The organism is Nissabacter sp. SGAir0207, from assembly GCF_005491205.1.
In the GTDB taxonomy this organism is placed as follows: Bacteria; Pseudomonadota; Gammaproteobacteria; order Enterobacterales; family Enterobacteriaceae; genus Chimaeribacter.
Window position 1 is genome coordinate 3,205,795 of the sequence record NZ_CP028035.1, and the last position, 16,117, is coordinate 3,221,911.

General features: G+C 60.1%; 14 protein-coding genes. 6 read left to right on the top strand and 8 right to left on the bottom strand.

All coding sequences use genetic code 11. The features are described 5' to 3' along the window. From ftsL to leuO, 7 genes are all read right to left on the bottom strand, one after another. Positions 1-321, bottom strand: coding sequence for a cell division protein FtsL (gene ftsL / locus C1N62_RS14370; RefSeq protein WP_137764272.1), 321 nt, complete (start codon positions 319-321; stop codon positions 1-3). Continuing rightward, the gene (gene rsmH / locus C1N62_RS14375) at positions 318-1,259 is read right to left on the bottom strand and encodes a 16S rRNA (cytosine(1402)-N(4))-methyltransferase RsmH (RefSeq protein WP_137764273.1); all 942 of its coding nucleotides are present in this window, start codon (positions 1,257-1,259) and stop codon (positions 318-320) included. The genes ftsL and rsmH overlap by 4 nt, the downstream gene beginning before the upstream one ends. Before the next feature lie 2 nt (positions 1,260-1,261). After that, complete coding sequence (gene mraZ / locus C1N62_RS14380) at positions 1,262-1,720, bottom strand: division/cell wall cluster transcriptional repressor MraZ (protein WP_137764274.1); 459 nt, start codon at positions 1,718-1,720, stop codon at positions 1,262-1,264. A gap of 711 nt (positions 1,721-2,431) precedes the next feature. After that, positions 2,432-3,436 (bottom strand): catabolite repressor/activator, encoded by a 1,005-nt coding sequence (gene cra, locus C1N62_RS14385; protein ID WP_137764275.1) that lies wholly within the window; start codon positions 3,434-3,436, stop codon positions 2,432-2,434. A gap of 254 nt (positions 3,437-3,690) precedes the next feature. Then, positions 3,691-4,182, bottom strand: coding sequence for an acetolactate synthase small subunit (gene ilvN / locus C1N62_RS14390; RefSeq protein ID WP_168195867.1), 492 nt, complete (start codon positions 4,180-4,182; stop codon positions 3,691-3,693). A 2-nt stretch (positions 4,183-4,184) separates the two neighbouring features. Then, entirely contained in the window at positions 4,185-5,903 is a 1,719-nt protein-coding gene (ilvI, locus tag C1N62_RS14395; protein WP_137764276.1) for an acetolactate synthase 3 large subunit, read from the bottom strand. Positions 5,904-6,425: 522 nt separating this feature from the next. After that, on the bottom strand, positions 6,426-7,361 hold the full coding sequence (gene leuO / locus C1N62_RS14400) for a transcriptional regulator LeuO (RefSeq protein ID WP_137764277.1): 936 nt from the start codon (positions 7,359-7,361) through the stop codon (positions 6,426-6,428). A 660-nt stretch (positions 7,362-8,021) separates the two neighbouring features. Here leuO and leuL point away from each other — a divergent pair. The 5 genes from leuL to leuD all read left to right on the top strand — a co-directional run bounded on the left by leuL (position 8,022) and on the right by leuD (position 12,885). After that, positions 8,022-8,105, top strand: coding sequence for a leu operon leader peptide (gene leuL / locus C1N62_RS23615; protein ID WP_370465600.1), 84 nt, complete (start codon positions 8,022-8,024; stop codon positions 8,103-8,105). Positions 8,106-8,200: 95 nt separating this feature from the next. Continuing rightward, positions 8,201-9,775 carry a 2-isopropylmalate synthase gene (leuA, locus tag C1N62_RS14410; RefSeq protein WP_137764279.1) on the top strand — a complete coding sequence of 525 codons (1,575 nt, stop codon included), beginning with the start codon at positions 8,201-8,203 and terminating at the stop codon, positions 9,773-9,775. A gap of 2 nt (positions 9,776-9,777) precedes the next feature. Further along, complete coding sequence (gene leuB, locus C1N62_RS14415) at positions 9,778-10,869, top strand: 3-isopropylmalate dehydrogenase (protein ID WP_137764280.1); 1,092 nt, start codon at positions 9,778-9,780, stop codon at positions 10,867-10,869. Position 10,870: 1 nt separating this feature from the next. Next, positions 10,871-12,271 carry a 3-isopropylmalate dehydratase large subunit gene (leuC, locus tag C1N62_RS14420; RefSeq protein WP_137764281.1) on the top strand — a complete coding sequence of 467 codons (1,401 nt, stop codon included), beginning with the start codon at positions 10,871-10,873 and terminating at the stop codon, positions 12,269-12,271. Between the two features lie 11 nt (positions 12,272-12,282). Then, positions 12,283-12,885: a 3-isopropylmalate dehydratase small subunit gene (gene leuD / locus C1N62_RS14425; RefSeq protein WP_137764282.1), complete on the top strand. Its 603-nt coding sequence runs from the start codon at positions 12,283-12,285 to the stop codon at positions 12,883-12,885. Positions 12,886-12,918: 33 nt separating this feature from the next. Here leuD and C1N62_RS14430 read toward each other — a convergent pair whose 3' ends face one another. After that, positions 12,919-14,112 (bottom strand): sugar efflux transporter, encoded by a 1,194-nt coding sequence (locus C1N62_RS14430; RefSeq protein ID WP_137764283.1) that lies wholly within the window; start codon positions 14,110-14,112, stop codon positions 12,919-12,921. Positions 14,113-14,451: 339 nt separating this feature from the next. Between C1N62_RS14430 and sgrR the strand changes: the two genes are divergently transcribed. Beyond that, a complete protein-coding gene (sgrR, locus tag C1N62_RS14435; RefSeq protein ID WP_137764284.1) occupies positions 14,452-16,113 on the top strand; it encodes an HTH-type transcriptional regulator SgrR in 1,662 nt (553 codons plus the stop codon). The last annotated feature ends 4 nt before the right edge of the window (positions 16,114-16,117 follow it).

A 16,117-nucleotide genomic window follows, 5' to 3' on the forward strand; every position in this document is an offset into this window, starting at 1 on the left:
TTATTGTTTAACCACAATGTTCTCTTGCGCAGGATCAACATGCTGCAACTGCAACTTTTGGGTCGCGATCTGCTCCACCCGGCTGTGATCGCCCAAGGCATTCTCTTCCAAGATCAGGTTGCGCCACTCAATGTCGAGGGCGTCCCGCTCCAGCACCAGCTGCTCGCGCTCTGCCGTCAGCAGGCGCGTGCGGTGGGCGGTGGTCACCACCAGAACGGCGGAGACCAGCACCGACACCAGCAGGATGACCGGAAGCTTGCCATGACGCAGCAGGTCGCCGCCAATGACGCCGACCAGTCCATGCCGCTCGGTGCCAATCACCCGCCCGTCCTCTCAGCGAAGCGCAACACGGAACTGCGCGCGCGCGGGTTCTCGGCCACTTCTGGCTCCGAAGGCATCATCTTGCCAATCACTTTCAGCGAGCGGCCGCCCAGTTCGCGCAGCTGCGCTTCGGTCATCGGCAGGCCGGCTGGCACCTGAGGGCCACGGCTGTGCTGGCGCATGAAGCGCTTGACGATGCGGTCTTCCAGCGAGTGGAAGCTGATGATGGAGAGACGGCCGCCCGGTGCCAGCACCTCCAGCGCCCCTTCCAAGGCACGCTCAATCTCCTCCAACTCGCTGTTGATGTAGATGCGGATGGCCTGGAAACTGCGGGTGGCGGGGTGTTTGTGCTTGTCACGGATCGGCGTGGCCGCGGCAATCAGCTCCGCCAGCTCTTTGGTGCGTGTCATCGGAAGTTCACGATTGCGTTCGACAATGGCCCGCGCGATGCGCTTGGCAAAACGCTCTTCGCCGAAGGTTTTCAGCACCCAAGCGATGTCGTCAGCCTCGGCCTTTTGCAGCCACTCCGCCGCGGAGAGGCCGCGGGTCGGATCCATGCGCATGTCCAGCGGCCCGTCACGCATAAAGGAGAAACCGCGCTCCGGGTCATCCAGTTGCGGGGAGGAGACGCCCAGATCCAGCAGGATGCCGTCAATCTTCCCCTCCAGCCCACGCTCGCGCACGTAGTGCGCCAAGTCAGAGAACGGGCCGTGTATGATGGTAAAACGGGGGTCGGCAATGGATTCAGCGGCCTGAATGGCCTGAGGATCACGATCGATTGCCAGCAGTTGCCCATCCGGCCCAAGTTGGGACAGAATCAGGCGAGAGTGACCGCCGCGACCGAACGTACCGTCGATGTAGATGCCACTGCTGCGAATGTTCAGGCCGTTGACGGCCTCATCAAGCAGCACGGTTTTATGCTTGTAATTTTCCAACATGCTTATAATGACAAATCCTGTAATCGGTCGGATAACGGCTCCTGACCCGATTGCTCAGCGTCAATATCTTCCTTAACTTGTTGATACCAGGTCTGTTCATCCCACAGTTCAAACTTATTGAACTGCCCGACCAGCATCACTTCTTTGGTGAGCCTGGCGTGCTGGCGCAATGTGCCGGCAATCAGCAAGCGCCCGGCGTTATCCATCTGACACTCACTGGCATGTCCTAAAAGAAGACGCTGCACGCGACGTTCGGTCGGATTCATGCTCGACAGACGGGACAATTTTCTTTCTATGACTTCCCATTCAGGCAGGGGGTAAAGCAGCAAGCAGGGCTGGTGAAGGTCAATGGTACATACCATCTGGCCTTGGGAACTCTCGTTCAGCATCTCCCGGTAACGGGTGGGTACGGCGAGCCGTCCTTTACTGTCGAGGTTAACAAGCGTTGCCCCACGGAACATGGTTCGCTACCCCTTGATGACCATTTTCACCACTTTCTCCCACAAATTCCCACCTAAAGGAGTTTACGGAGGGTATGAAAACCTTGTCAAGCCAGCGCGGAGGCGGTTTCGCAATATTTCTCGGGGGTTAGCAGAGCGGAATTCACTGCCCATGAAGGGTGCGGCATGGCAATAAATATTAAAGCCATGATTAGCTAAGGAAATTTTTGCCATCACTTAATAACAGATTAAAAAAAAGGCAAATTGAGCAATAAATAACTGCTTATATTCTTCTGCTATCAATCTCTCACTTTTGACTACGTCTCGCCAGACGTCTGGTGCCAGTTTTTCCGCCCAACCGCGGCCAGCCTTGGGGGCACGCTGGCTGCCCTCATAGGCTTAGGGGGCCAATAATAGGTTGATTTCTTTGCCCATAACCACAATGGCCCCGTTTTTTTCGCTTTTATTAACCTATTGCCGCGTTATACCGCTTTACCAGGTGGCAAATAATATCGATGGCTATATTTTTCCGGCCACATGGCATTTATTAACATTCCCTTCGGATTCATCTCAATTCTGCCAAATAAAGCTGAATTAATTTCTTACATATTAAAACAGGCTTTTTTTGAACTAAATTAAACGGCCTTTTTACCAGTGCGTAAAAAAACGTAAAGGCGAAGCGGCAGATAATTAATCATGATGGTGGGTCAGGCGCAACAATTGCGCCTGCAATTATTTACGATTTAGCGATCCGCGCCGGTAGAGGGTACGCCGAATACGTGTCAGGCCCGTTTTCGGCTTATGCGGCTCATCCAGACTGGCGAGCACCAGCTCCAGCACCCGCTCTGCCACGTCACGGTGGCGCTGGGCCACGGCCAGCACCGGGCATTGCAGGAAATCGAGCAACTCGTTGTCACCAAAGGTGGCGATAATCAGATCAGTCGGCAGACGACCCTGCTGCGCCAGCGCCACATCCATCACCCCTTGCAACAGCGGGAAAGAGGTGGTGAACAGCGCCTGCGGCATCTCATGCGTCTCGAGCCAGTTGCGGAACAGCTCACCGGCGGCGGCGCGCTCAAAGCTGTTGGCATAGAGATAGTCGATGCGGCGGGTATCCCCCTGCCACGCCTCACGGAAGCCCTGTTCGCGCAGGAAGCTGACCGACAGCTCTGGCAGCGCGCCGAGGTAGAGGATCGATTCAGCTGGGAAGCTGCGCAGCTCTTTCGCCAGCATCTGGGCATCCTCCTGATCCGCCCCCACCACGCTGACAAAGTGCTCGCGATCCAGCGCCCGGTCGAGGGCGATGATCGGGAACGGGTCGTTCGCCCAGCGCTGGTAGAAGGGGTGCTCGGGCGGCAGGGCGGTAGAGACGATGATCGCGTCCACCTGGCGTTGCAGCAGGTGCTCCACACAGCGCATCTCATTGTCCGGCTGGTCTTCCGAACAGGCGATCAGCAGTTGGTAGCCGCGCTGACGCGCCTGACGCTCAAGATAATTGGCGATGCGGGTATAGCTGGTATTTTCCAGGTCAGGGATCACCAGCCCAATGGAGCGGGTACGGCCCGCCCGCAATCCGGCGGCCACCGCATTGGGGTGGTAGTTATATTGCCTGACGACGGCCATGACTTTCTCAACGGTTTTATCGCTGACCCGGTACTGTTTCGCCTTGCCGTTAATCACATAACTGGCGGTGGTACGCGAAACACCGGCTAACCGCGCGATTTCATCCAGTTTCACGACGTCCTCTCATTGCTTGAAGTAATATTCCGCCACTTCCCTGTAAGGAGGCAGGAAAGGCGCTGCGCCTTTATTTCCCAACGGGTTATCGCTCTCTGATCCAGATAACCGCGATAAATAACCTCCGGTTATCTAATCCCAATCCCTGATGGAGAGCAAGGTGTTTTGCCGAAAGGTATCAGCAAGGCCGCAAAAAAAAGCGGCCGGGCATCCCCTGCCCGGCCGCGCTGCAATTTTGTCTGTGGTATGAAGGCTTAACGCATAATCTTCTCGCCGCGTGAGACGCCGACCACGCCGGAGCGCGCCACCTCGACAATCTCCGCCACCTCACGCACCGTGTTGAGGAAGGCGTCCAGCTTGTCGCTGGTGCCCGCCAGCTGAACGGTGTACAGCGTGGCGGTGACATCCACGATCTGGCCGCGGAAGATGTCGGCGCAACGTTTCACCTCCTCACGCCCGTGGCCGCTCGCCTGCACCTTCACCAGCATGATCTCGCGCTCGACGTGCGCGCCCTGTACCAGCTCGCTGACGCGCAGCACGTCCACCAGCTTATGCAGCTGCTTCTCAATCTGCTCCAGCACCTTCTCGTCGCCGACGGTCTGGATGGTCATGCGCGACAGGGTGGGATCGTCGGTCGGGGCCACCGTCAGGCTTTCGATGTTATAGCCGCGCTGGGAGAACAGCCCGACCACCCGCGAGAGCGCACCCGATTCGTTTTCCAGTAAAACCGATAATATCCGGCGCATAATCAGGTTCTCTCCGTTTTGCTTAACCACATTTCATTCATCCCGCCCCCGCGGATCTGCATCGGGTAGACGTGTTCCTTCTCGTCGGTGGTGATGTCAACGAACACCAGCCGGTTCTTCTCGGCCAACGCCTCCGCCAGCTTGCTCTCCAGCTCATCCGGCGTGCGGATGGCGATGCCGACGTGGCCATAGGCTTCCGCCAGCTTCACGAAGTCCGGCAGGGACTCCATATAGGATTGGGAGTGACGGCCAGAGTAGATCATGTCCTGCCACTGCTTCACCATGCCGAGGTAGCGGTTGTTCAGGTTGACCACCACCACCGGCAGCCCATATTGCAGCGCGGTGGAGAGCTCCTGGATATTCATCTGGATACTGCCGTCGCCGGTCACGCACACCACCGTCTCATCGGGCAGCGCCAGTTTCACCCCCAGCGCGGCGGGCAGGCCGAAGCCCATGGTGCCCAGCCCGCCGGAGTTGATCCAGCGGCGCGGCAGGTCATATTTGTAGTAGAGCGCGGCGAACATCTGGTGCTGGCCGACATCGGAAGTGACGTAAGCCTTGCCCTCGGTCAGCCGGTAGAGCGTCTCGATCACCGCCTGCGGCTTAATGGTGCTCCCCTCCTTCTCATAGGCGAGGCAGTGGCGCGCGCGCCACTGTTCGATCATCTGCCACCAGTCGCGCAGCGCCTCATGCTCCTGGCTGGCGTCACCCTGATCCAGCAGCTCCAGCATCTGCGTCAGCACCTGGCGGGCATCGCCGACAATCGGGATGTCGGCATTGACGGTCTTGGAGATGGAGGTCGGGTCGATGTCGATATGCAGTACCGTGGCATCCGGGCAGTACTTCATCAGGTTATTGGTGGTGCGATCGTCAAAGCGCACGCCGACCGCAAAGATCAGGTCGGTATGGTGCATCGACATATTGGCCTCATAGGTGCCATGCATCCCGAGCATCCCCAGACTCTGGCGGTGCGAGCCGGGGAAAGCGCCCAGTCCCATCAGTGAACTGGTCACCGGCAGGTTCAGCTTCTCCGCCAGCTGGGTCAGCTCCTGATGGCAGGCGGAGTTGATCGCCCCGCCACCGACGTACATCACCGGCTTTTTCGCCGCCAGCAGGGTCGAGAGCGCCCGCTTGATCTGCCCACGGTGGCCCTGCACCGTCGGGTTATAGGAGCGCATGGTCACCTGCTCCGGGTAGGCGTAGGGCAGTTTGATCGCCGGGTTCATCACATCTTTCGGCAGGTCGATTACCACCGGGCCGGGCCGGCCGCTGGCCGCCAGATAGAAGGCTTTCTTGAGGATGGTAGGGATATCCTCCGCGCGCTTGACCAGGAAGCTGTGCTTCACCACCGGGCGGGAGATGCCCACCATGTCGCACTCCTGGAAAGCGTCATAGCCAATCAGCGAGCTGGGCACCTGGCCGGAGAGCACCACCATGGGAATGGAGTCCATATAGGCGGTGGCAATGCCGGTGATGGCATTGGTGGCACCGGGGCCAGAGGTGACCAGCACCACGCCCACTTCGCCGGTGGCGCGGGCATAGCCGTCCGCCATATGTACCGCGCCCTGCTCATGGCGCACTAGCACGTGGTCAATGCCGCCCACCGTATGCAGGGCATCGTAGATATCCAGCACTGCCCCGCCGGGATAACCAAACACATGCTTCACGCCCTGATCGATTAACGATCGGACAACCATCTCGGCTCCTGACAACATCTCCATGACTTGCCTCCAGACTGCTGTTTTTATTACTGAATGGGGAGATCCCTTCTCCGCCACTCTGTGGGTAAGAGGGCATTGCCCCGATATTATTATTGTTCGGATATAACTGATTACCTTAACGTCAGAATTTGGGGCAAGCAAACGGCAAAAATGGCAGTGCGGCGCCACTAAAATAGCGCCACGCTGTGACATGCGGGGGAAAAGAGATTATTCACTATCGAATGCGGCTTGCGCTCGGGAAATATATGGCGGGGTGAGTCAAAGGCAGAAGTAAATCATATAAAAAAATAACCTCGCGGATGCAGCCCTAAAAGGGGGCGGCGCGGGTCGCCGTAGGGCAACGGGCCGGCGTGGCCGTCTGCCCGTGGCATGTGGCCCGCCCCGTTTTGGGGAGGGTACGTGTGCATCACCACTGGCGAGGCGTCACTTTTTTGGGCCGGTTGGCGCAGGATAATCGTTTGCGCTGCCCCATCTCGCCAGTATCAATCGCTTTTTGGCTGGGATGGGGCACGCAGGAGGGCCTTACAGGGAGGACTTGGATTGGTTCAACAGTGCCCGCAGCCACTGGTGCGCGCGGTCTTTGTCAGCGGACTCATGCCACGTCAGGTAGCACTTCATGCTGTTCTCCATCCAGTTGACCGGCAGCAGGGTAATATTGAGCATCTGCATATATTCCGAGGCCAGCCAGCGCGGTGCCAGGGTAATCATCTCTGTCTGTGACACAATATTCATCGCGCTGCTCAGGTCATTGGCGCAATAGGCAATGGTGCGCCGGGCTTCTGAGCCGTTATAGAATTCCGAGCTGAATGAACCGGTCTGGGAGAAATTGACCACCGCGTGGCGTTCACTTAAAAACTGCGCGCGACTGTTCAGCGATTTAATATTGGGGTGCGTTGAGGAACAGACCAATACCACCTCATCATTGAATAATACATCGCTGCAAAACGCGTCTTTTTCAAACTTTTTATAACTGATGAAAAATTCCACGTCCTGATAACGCAACTGGTGCTCAATGTTCTCATCAAAGCAGGAGGTAAGCCGCAATTGCACGTTGGGCGCCGCGTTGCCGATGATATTGAAGATCTTGGGCGCCAGCCGAATATCCAGCGGGCTGCTGATGGAGAGGTTAAAGGTACGGTTGCTGCTGACCGGCTCGAAGCCAGCGCCCGGCAGCTCGTTCAGCACCAACTGCAACGCCTGGCGTACCGGGCCAAACAGCTGGCGTGCGCGCACGGTGGGCTGGATGCCGCGCCCGTAGCGCACGAACAGCTCATCATTAAACATCAGCTTCAGGCGTGCCACGGCATTGCTAACCGCCGGCTGGGACATGCCAAGGCTCTGTGCGGCGCGGGTAATATTCTGGACCTGCATGACGGCGTCAAATACCGTTAATAAATTCAGATCGACGTTACGCAATTGAACATCATGAGTCTGTTTTTCTGAAACATAGTCAGACATATTTAACTCCAATAAGCTGGCCGCTTTAATAACCCGCCGGCCAGGGCAGGACGTCATGAACTCCCCCGTCGGCGAATAGCGGCAACCGGTTATCGCCGGGGGCGTGGAATACCAGAGAAAAGGCCGACAGCGGCGTCTCTTTTATGTGCCCACTGATTATGACAGGGCGGAAATAGATATAAGGGAATAATAAGCAGAGACAATCAAAAACCATCATGCCCATTTATTTTTCGAGCCAATATGACCACATCACCTTATGACATACAACATAGCCATATGAGAATAATGATTTAAGCTAACATTAAATTAATGTTATTCGATTGATTTATCAGAATTTTATTTTCAATGACATAAATAGCGACTATCACAAATAATAATGAGTTTGCATAACCTTAAAAAATTGGTAGGAAATATAAATTTTAATGTAGCCATGATACGTATCAAAAAAAGCAGCCAACCAGCCACTTTTCCCGCATCTTGCCCCCTGCCCCGCTTTGCCAAAGATTCCTTTGGCCGCGCTTTTCACGGCAGTTTTTTATTCTGTTTGCCACCCCCTGCCCTGGCGTCGCTATTTTTGACCCGAGGGTTGACAAGGGTAACGCGATGCCGTATCAAATTAGGCAACGAAATATTTACAAGTTACGAGAGAGACTGATTCCTATGTTTATCGTTACCCGTCTAACCCGCCTACTACTTCTCGCATTCTCATTGCGCGGTAGGGCGGTGGACGGGATTCAACACTGAATCAACTCTCCCCCAAATAAAAAACCCGCGCCATTGCGCGGGTTTTTTTTTACTCGCTGGGCGCGAAACGAGACGACAAGACAAGGATTAACCCCATGAGCCAACAAGTTATTATTTTCGATACCACCCTGCGCGACGGTGAACAAGCCCTGCAAGCCAGCCTGAGCGTGAACGAAAAGCTGCAAGTTGCGCTGGCACTGGAAAGAATGGGCGTCGATGTGATGGAAGTGGGCTTCCCCGTCTCCTCGCCGGGTGACTTTGAGTCGGTGCAGACCATCGCCCGCCAGATCAAAAACAGCCGCGTCTGTGGGCTGGCGCGCTGTGTGGATGGCGACATCGACGTGGCCGCCGAGGCGCTGCGCGTGGCGGAGGCGTTCCGTATCCACGTCTTCCTGGCCACCTCCACGCTGCACATTGAGTCCAAGCTGCGCCGCTCCTTTGAGGATGTGATGGCGATGGCCATGCGCTCGGTGAAACGCGCCCGCAACTATACCGATGATGTGGAGTTCTCCTGCGAAGATGCCGGCCGCACGCCGATTGATAACCTGTGCCGCATCGTTGAGGCCGCCATCTCCGCCGGCGCCACCACCATCAACATCCCGGACACCGTGGGCTACACCACCCCGCACCAGTTCAGCGGCATCATCTCCACCCTGTATGACCGCGTACCAAACATCGACAAGGCGATCATCTCCGTGCACTGCCACGACGATCTGGGCATGGCGGTCGGCAACTCCATCGCCGCGGTGCAGGCGGGCGCACGCCAGGTTGAGGGCACCCTGAACGGCATCGGCGAGCGCGCGGGCAACACCGCGCTGGAAGAGGTCATCATGGCGATCAAGACCCGTGAAGACATCCTGAACGTGCACACCAACATCAACCACAAAGAGATCTACCGCACCAGCCAGATTGTCAGCCAGATCACCAACATGCCGATTCCGGGCAACAAGGCGATCGTCGGCTCTAACGCCTTCGCCCACTCCTCCGGCATCCATCAGGATGGCGTGCTGAAGAACCGCCAGAACTACGAGATCATGACGCCGGAGTCCATCGGCCTGAATCAGGTACAGCTGAACCTGACCTCCCGTTCTGGCCGCGCCGCCGTGAAGCACCGCATGGAGGAGATGGGCTATAAGGAGAGCGACTACAGCCTGGACGCGCTGTATGACGCCTTCCTGAAGCTGGCGGACAAGAAGGGCCAGGTGTTCGACTATGACCTGGAAGCGCTGGTGTTCATTAATAAGCAGCAGGAAGAGCCGGAGTTCTACCGTCTGGATAACTTCAACGTGCAGTCCGGCTCCAGCATCACCGCCACTGCCACCGTCAACCTGCGCTGCGGCGACGAGGTGAAGACCGAGGCTGCCACCGGCAATGGCCCGGTCGATGCGGTCTACGAGGCGATCAACCGCGTCACCGGCTACCAGATTGAGCTGGTGAAGTACCAACTGAGCGCCAAGGGCCACGGCCGTGACGCGCTGGGCCAGGTGGACATCGTGGTCTCCTATGAGGGGCGCCGCTTCCACGGCGTGGGGCTGGCAACGGACATCGTGGAGTCCTCCACCAAGGCGATGGTGCATGTGCTGAACTGCATCTGGCGCAGCAAGCAGGTAGAAAAAGAGAAACAGCGCCTGCAAACCACTCAACAACATAATAATCAGGAAATGGTGTGAACATGAGCAAAACCCACCACATTGCCGTTCTGCCCGGAGATGGCATCGGCCCGGAAGTGATGGCGCAGGCCTATAAAGTGATTGATGCGGTGCGCCAGCGTTTTGGGCTGGCGATCACCACGCGCGAATATGATGTCGGCGGTGCGGCCATCGACAAGCACGGCAGCCCGCTGCCGGCCGAGACCGTGGCCGGCTGTGAGCAGGCCGATGCCATCCTGTTCGGCTCAGTGGGTGGCCCGAAGTGGGAAAACCTGCCGCCAGACCAGCAGCCGGAGCGCGGCGCATTGCTGCCGCTGCGCAAGCACTTCAAGCTGTTCAGCAACCTGCGCCCGGCGCGCCTCTACACCGGTCTGGAAGCCTTCTGCCCGCTGCGCGCTGACATCGCCGCGCGCGGCTTTGACATCCTGTGCGTGCGTGAACTGACCGGCGGCATCTACTTCGGCCAGCCGAAGGGGCGCGAGGGCGAAGGGGCGCAGGAGAAGGCGTTCGACACCGAGATCTACCACCGCTTTGAGATTGAGCGCATTGCGCGCATCGCCTTTGAGTCCGCCCGCAAGCGCCGCGGCAAGGTGACCTCCATCGACAAGGCCAACGTGCTGCAAAGCTCGATCCTGTGGCGTGAAGTGGTGAACGGCATCGCCAAGGATTACCCGGACGTCGCCCTCTCCCACATGTACATCGACAACGCCACCATGCAGTTGATCAAAGACCCGTCGCAGTTTGACGTGCTGCTCTGCTCCAACCTGTTTGGCGACATCCTGTCGGACGAGTGCGCGATGATCACCGGCTCAATGGGGATGCTGCCCTCCGCCAGCCTGAATGAGGAGGGCTTTGGCCTGTATGAGCCAGCGGGCGGCTCCGCGCCGGACATCGCTGGCAAGGGCATCGCCAACCCGATTGCGCAGATCCTGTCGCTGACGCTGCTGTTGCGCTACAGCCTGGGCGCGGATGAGGCGGCTGACGCGATTGAGCGCGCCGTCAATCAGGCATTAGAACAGGGTTCCCGCACCGCCGATCTGGCGGGTGACGGCAACGCCATCTCCACCGGTGACATGGGCGACATCATCGCCCGGTTTGTAGCAGAAGGGGCATAACATGGCCAAGACCTTATACCAGAAACTGTTTGACGCCCATGTGGTCCACGAAGCGCCGAATGAGACGCCGCTGCTCTACATCGACCGCCATCTGGTGCATGAAGTGACCTCGCCGCAGGCATTTGACGGCCTGCGCGCCATGGGCCGCCCGGTACGCCAGCCGGGCAAGACCTTCGCCACCATGGATCACAACGTCTCGACCCAGACCAAAGACATCAACGCCTCTGGCGAGATGGCGCGCATCCAGATGCAGGAGCTGATCAAGAACTGCGCGGAGTTCGGCGTCCAGCTGTATGACCTGAACCACCCGTTCCAGGGCATCGTGCACGTCATCGGCCCGGAGCAGGGCATGACGCTGCCGGGCATGACCATCGTCTGCGGCGACTCCCACACCGCCACCCACGGCGCGTTTGGTTCGCTGGCGTTCGGCATCGGCACCTCCGAGGTGGAGCACGTGCTGGCGACGCAGACCCTGAAGCAGGGCCGCGCCAAGACCATGAAGATTGAGGTGAAGGGCACCGCGGCGCACGGCATCACCGCCAAGGACATCGTGCTGGCGGTGATCGGCAAGACCGGCAGCGCTGGCGGCACCGGCCATGTGGTGGAGTTCTGCGGCTCGGCGATTGAGGCGCTGAGCATGGAGGGCCGCATGACCCTGTGCAACATGGCGATTGAGATGGGCGCCAAGGCCGGGCTGGTCGCGCCAGACGCCACCACCTTCGCCTACCTGGAGGGCCGCCAGTTCGCGCCGAAAGGGGCCGATTGGGACGCGGCGGTGGCCTACTGGTCAACGCTGAAATCAGATGACGGCGCGCACTTTGACAGCGTGGTGACGCTGGATGCCGCCGAGATCGCGCCGCAGGTGACCTGGGGTACCAACCCCGGCCAGGTGATCGCCGTCAACCAGATCATCCCCGCGCCAGACTCCTTCAGCGATCCGGTGGAGCGCGCCTCCGCCGAGAAGGCGCTGGCCTACATGGGGCTGCAACCGGGCATCAAGCTGACCGACGTCGCCATCGACAAGGTCTTCATTGGCTCCTGCACCAACTCGCGCATTGAGGATCTGCGCGCGGCGGCGGAGATTGCCAAAGGGCGCAAAGTGGCAAATGGCGTACAGGCCATCGTGGTGCCGGGTTCCGGCCCGGTGAAGGCGCAGGCCGAGCAGGAGGGTCTGGACAAGATCTTCATCGAGGCGGGCTTTGAGTGGCGCCTGCCGGGCTGCTCCATGTGTCTGGCGATGAACAACGACCGCCTGAACCCCGGCGAGCGTTGCGCCTCCACCAGCAACCGTAACTTTGAGGGCCGTCAGGGCCGTGGCGGCCGTACCCATCTGGTCAGCCCGGCGATGGCGGCAGCGGCGGCGGTCTCTGGCCACTTTGCCGACATCCGCGAACTGAATTAAGGAATAGCACCATGGCGAAATTTACCCAGCACATTGGTTTGGTCGCACCGCTGGATGCGGCCAACGTCGATACCGATGCCATCATCCCGAAACAGTTCCTGCAAAAAGTGACGCGCACCGGCTTCGGCCAGCACCTGTTCCACGACTGGCGCTTCCTGGACGACGCTGGCCAGTCGCCGGATCCGACCTTTGTGTTGAACGCCCCGCGCTATCAGGGTGCCAGTGTCCTGCTGGCGCGTGAGAACTTTGGCTGCGGCTCCTCCCGTGAGCACGCGCCGTGGGCGCTGACCGACTACGGCTTCAAGGTGATCATCGCGCCAAGCTTCGCGGATATCTTCTACGGTAACTCATTCAACAACCAGTTGCTGCCGGTGACGTTGAGCGATGAGCAGGTGGATGAGCTGTTTACTCTGGTGAAAGAGCAGGAAGGGATCACCTTCACCGTGGATCTGGAGAAGCAGGAGGTGATCGCCGGTGGGAAGCGCTACCCGTTTGAGATCGACAGCTTCCGCCGCCACTGCATGATCAATGGCCTCGACAGCATCGGCCTGACGCTGCAACACGACGCCAGCATCGCGGCCTACGAGTCGCAGCAGCCAGCGTTCATGAAATAAGCGCCGCCCAGCCCGCCGCCCGGCGGGCTTTTTTTAGACGTCGCGCACCCGCCAGGTGAGCGCCAGCGCCAGCACCGACAGCACGCCCGCCACGCAGTAGACCGCGTAATGGCCGAAGTGCTCCGCCACTACCCCCTGCAACACCCCCGCCACAATCACGCCCGTGGAGATGCTGTTGGTAAATAGCGTGGTGGCCGACCCCGGCCGGCCGGGCATCAGATCCTGGAAGTAGAGCATCCCGATGCCCGCGACAATGCCAATAAAGATGGCATTGAATAGCTGGAGCACCAGCAGCATCGTCCGATCCTGGAACAGCACCAGCCCGCCGTAGAACAGCACGCCCGCCACCACCGCGCCAATCATCATCCGCCGCTTGCCGACCCGCTTCACGTAGTAGCCCGCCAGCAGCATCGCCGGGATCTCCAGCCCCGCCGCCGTGCCCATCAGCAGCCCCGCCAGCCGGTCGGGCAGCCCGAGATCATGGCTGATATAGAGTGGCATGTCGATGATGTACATGGTGTTGCAAGTCCACATCAGCAGCGAGGCGAAAAACAGCGTCCGCACGTTGATGTCTTTCCACGCCTTCGGCGACACCACCATCTGGTCTACCGGCTGCGGCTCGCGCGGCACCGAGGGCAGCACCCACCACACCACCAGCGCGCTGAGCAGGAAGATGGCGGCGGCAAAGCAGAACATCAGGGTGAAGCCGTAGTTGAGCGCCAGGGTAAAGGAGAGCGGCGGGCCAATCACCCACGCCAGCGACAGCTGCGCGCGCATCATCGAGCTGAACATCACCACCTCACGCGCCGAGGTGTCGGCATACTCACGCGCCAGCGCGAACAGCTGTGGCATGGCGGTGTTGGCGATCGCCGCCAGCAGCACGCCAGCGGTGATCAGCGTCAGGTAGTGGCGGTTGAAGGCGAACAGCAAACAGTTGCCGACTGCCATCAAACAGCAGACCAGAATCAGGCTGCGCCGGTCGCCGCTGTGGTCTGAGCGCTTCGCCAGCAGGAAGCTCACCACGATCCCCGCCAGCGCGTTGATGGTGTAGAACAGCCCAACCCAGAGCGGGCTGGCCTTCACCTCGGTGGTCAGGAACAGGCTGAGGGTCGGCGCCTGCAACGCCCCGGCGATGCCGCTGAGGAACGCCACGGCCAAAAAGGCGACAAACACGGGGTTCAGGCGACGGAACAGGGTGGAGCGCGGCGTGATTGACCGGTTGGACATGGTGTTATCCCTGCAAAAAATAGACGGTTTTTAACCCTAAAAGGTGGAGTGTAGACGGCTTTGCGGCAGGATACCGCAGACCACGCCAGCAATGGCGCTTTTTTCACCGCTGGCGCGCCGTCGCCCATAAAAAAAGCCAGCGGAGGACCCGGCTGGCTGGTGAACACACCATTACTCAGAAAAGGGGAAGCCCGCCCACGGCGGACTTGCGGAATGCTGGCCTGCATGGCCGTCGCCCCGGCCATGCGCACCGGATCGGCGCAGGATTGCTGACGCTAAGTATCGGCGTAATATAGGGAAAGAAAAATGGCTCACCTTCTGCCAAGGAGTTCCCCTTTTATGCCGACATCCCGCCGCCAGCAGCAGTTTATCCGCCTGTGGCAACACTTCCACGGCGAACCGGCCGAGACCCGGCTGGCGGATCTGGCCGCGCTGCTCAACTGCTCGCGCCGCCACGTCCGCTCGCTGCTCAATGCCATGCAACAGGCTGGCTGGTTACGCTGGCAGGCCGAGGCGGGTCGCGGCCGCCGCTCCACCCTCACCTTCCTGCAATCCGGGCTGGCGTTACAGCGCCAGCGGGCAGAGGAGCTGTTGGAACAGGGCAGCGCCGACCAACTGGTGCAGCTGCTTGGTGACCGGCAGGTGGCGCGCCAGATGCTGCTGGGCCAGTTGGGGCGCAGCTTCCGTCAGGGGCGGCACCTGCTGCGGGTGCTCTACTACCGGCCGATGAGCAACCTGCTGCCCGGCTCGCCCCTGCGCCGCTCGGAGACCCATCTGGCGCGCCAGATCTTCAGCGGCCTGACGCGGATAAATGAGGAAAACGGGGAACTGGAGCCGGATCTGGCGCACCATTGGCAGGCGCTGACGCCGCTGCACTGGCGCTTTTATTTGCGTCCGGCCATCGCCTTCCACCACGGGCGGCCGCTGGAGATGGAGGATGTGATCGCCTCCCTGACGCGCGCCCAGCATCTGCCGCTCTTCAACCATCTGGCGACCATCCGCTCGCCGACGCCGCACGTCATCGACATCACCCTGACCATGCCAGACCAGTGGCTACCGTGGCTGCTCAGCAGCGTCAGCGCCATGATCCTGCCGCACGAGTGGCAGACGCTGCCCGGCTTCGCGCGCCATCCGGTCGGCACTGGCCCCTACGCGGTGGTGCGCAACCACCGCAGCCAACTGCGTATCCGCGCCTTTGATGACTACTTTGGTTACCGCGCGCTGATTGATGAGGTCACCATCTGGGTGCAGCCGGAGCTGAGTGAGGAGCTGGTCTCCTCCGGCGTGCAGTTGCAGGCGGACGACACCGGCTCGCGCGAACTGGAGAACCGGCTTGAGGAGGGGTGCTACTTCGTACTGTTTGACCGGCGATCCGCCACCGCCGCCCGGCCAGAGGTGCGCGCCTGGCTGGCGGAGCTGCTCAACCCGGCGGCGCTGCTCAACCATGCCGAGCGCCGTTACCAGCGCTACTGGTCACCGGCGCTCGGGCTGCTGCCGCGCTGGCACCACCGCACCCACCCCCCGCAGCCCGCCAAACCGGCTGGCCTGACGACGCTGACCCTCACCTACTACCGCGATCACCCGGAGTTCGGCGTCATCTGCCGCGCGCTGCAACCGCTGCTGGCGGCGCAGGGCATCACCCTGCGGGTGCAGGCGCTGGAGTATGCCCAGTGGCACGCCGGGGAAGCGCAGAGCGACCTGTGGCTCGGCAGCGTCAACTTCACGCTGCCGCTGGAGTACTCGCTGTTCGCCAGCCTCTACGAGCTGCCGCTGCTGCACCACTGTCTGGAGGAGCCACCGGCATCGCAGGCCGCTGCCTGGCGTCAGCAGCAACTGCCACTGGCGGAGTGGTGCCGTTCGCTGGTCGCCAGCCACCAGATCCATCCGCTGTTCCACCACTGGTTGCAGTTGCAGGGCCAGCGCAGTATGCGCGGCGTGCGGCTCAACACCCTCGGCTGGTTCGACTTCAAATCCGCGTGGTTCGCGCCGCCGGAGCCTTGACACG

What these genes read in the sequence shown, in the direction of transcription:
- leuL (WP_370465600.1), top strand. Translation starts at nt 8,022, where the DNA reads ATGTTTATCGTTACCCGTCTAACCCGCCTACTACTTCTCGCATTCTCA.
- sgrR (WP_137764284.1), top strand. Translation starts at nt 14,452, where the DNA reads ATGCCGACATCCCGCCGCCAGCAGCAGTTTATCCGCCTGTGGCAACAC.
- ilvI (WP_137764276.1), bottom strand. Translation starts at nt 5,903, where the DNA reads ATGGAGATGTTGTCAGGAGCCGAGATGGTTGTCCGATCGTTAATCGAT.
- leuC (WP_137764281.1), top strand. Translation starts at nt 10,871, where the DNA reads ATGGCCAAGACCTTATACCAGAAACTGTTTGACGCCCATGTGGTCCAC.
- C1N62_RS14430 (WP_137764283.1), bottom strand. Translation starts at nt 14,112, where the DNA reads ATGTCCAACCGGTCAATCACGCCGCGCTCCACCCTGTTCCGTCGCCTG.
- leuA (WP_137764279.1), top strand. Translation starts at nt 8,201, where the DNA reads ATGAGCCAACAAGTTATTATTTTCGATACCACCCTGCGCGACGGTGAA.
- mraZ (WP_137764274.1), bottom strand. Translation starts at nt 1,720, where the DNA reads ATGTTCCGTGGGGCAACGCTTGTTAACCTCGACAGTAAAGGACGGCTC.
- leuO (WP_137764277.1), bottom strand. Translation starts at nt 7,361, where the DNA reads ATGTCTGACTATGTTTCAGAAAAACAGACTCATGATGTTCAATTGCGT.
- leuB (WP_137764280.1), top strand. Translation starts at nt 9,778, where the DNA reads ATGAGCAAAACCCACCACATTGCCGTTCTGCCCGGAGATGGCATCGGC.
- rsmH (WP_137764273.1), bottom strand. Translation starts at nt 1,259, where the DNA reads ATGTTGGAAAATTACAAGCATAAAACCGTGCTGCTTGATGAGGCCGTC.
- ilvN (WP_168195867.1), bottom strand. Translation starts at nt 4,182, where the DNA reads ATGCGCCGGATATTATCGGTTTTACTGGAAAACGAATCGGGTGCGCTC.
- leuD (WP_137764282.1), top strand. Translation starts at nt 12,283, where the DNA reads ATGGCGAAATTTACCCAGCACATTGGTTTGGTCGCACCGCTGGATGCG.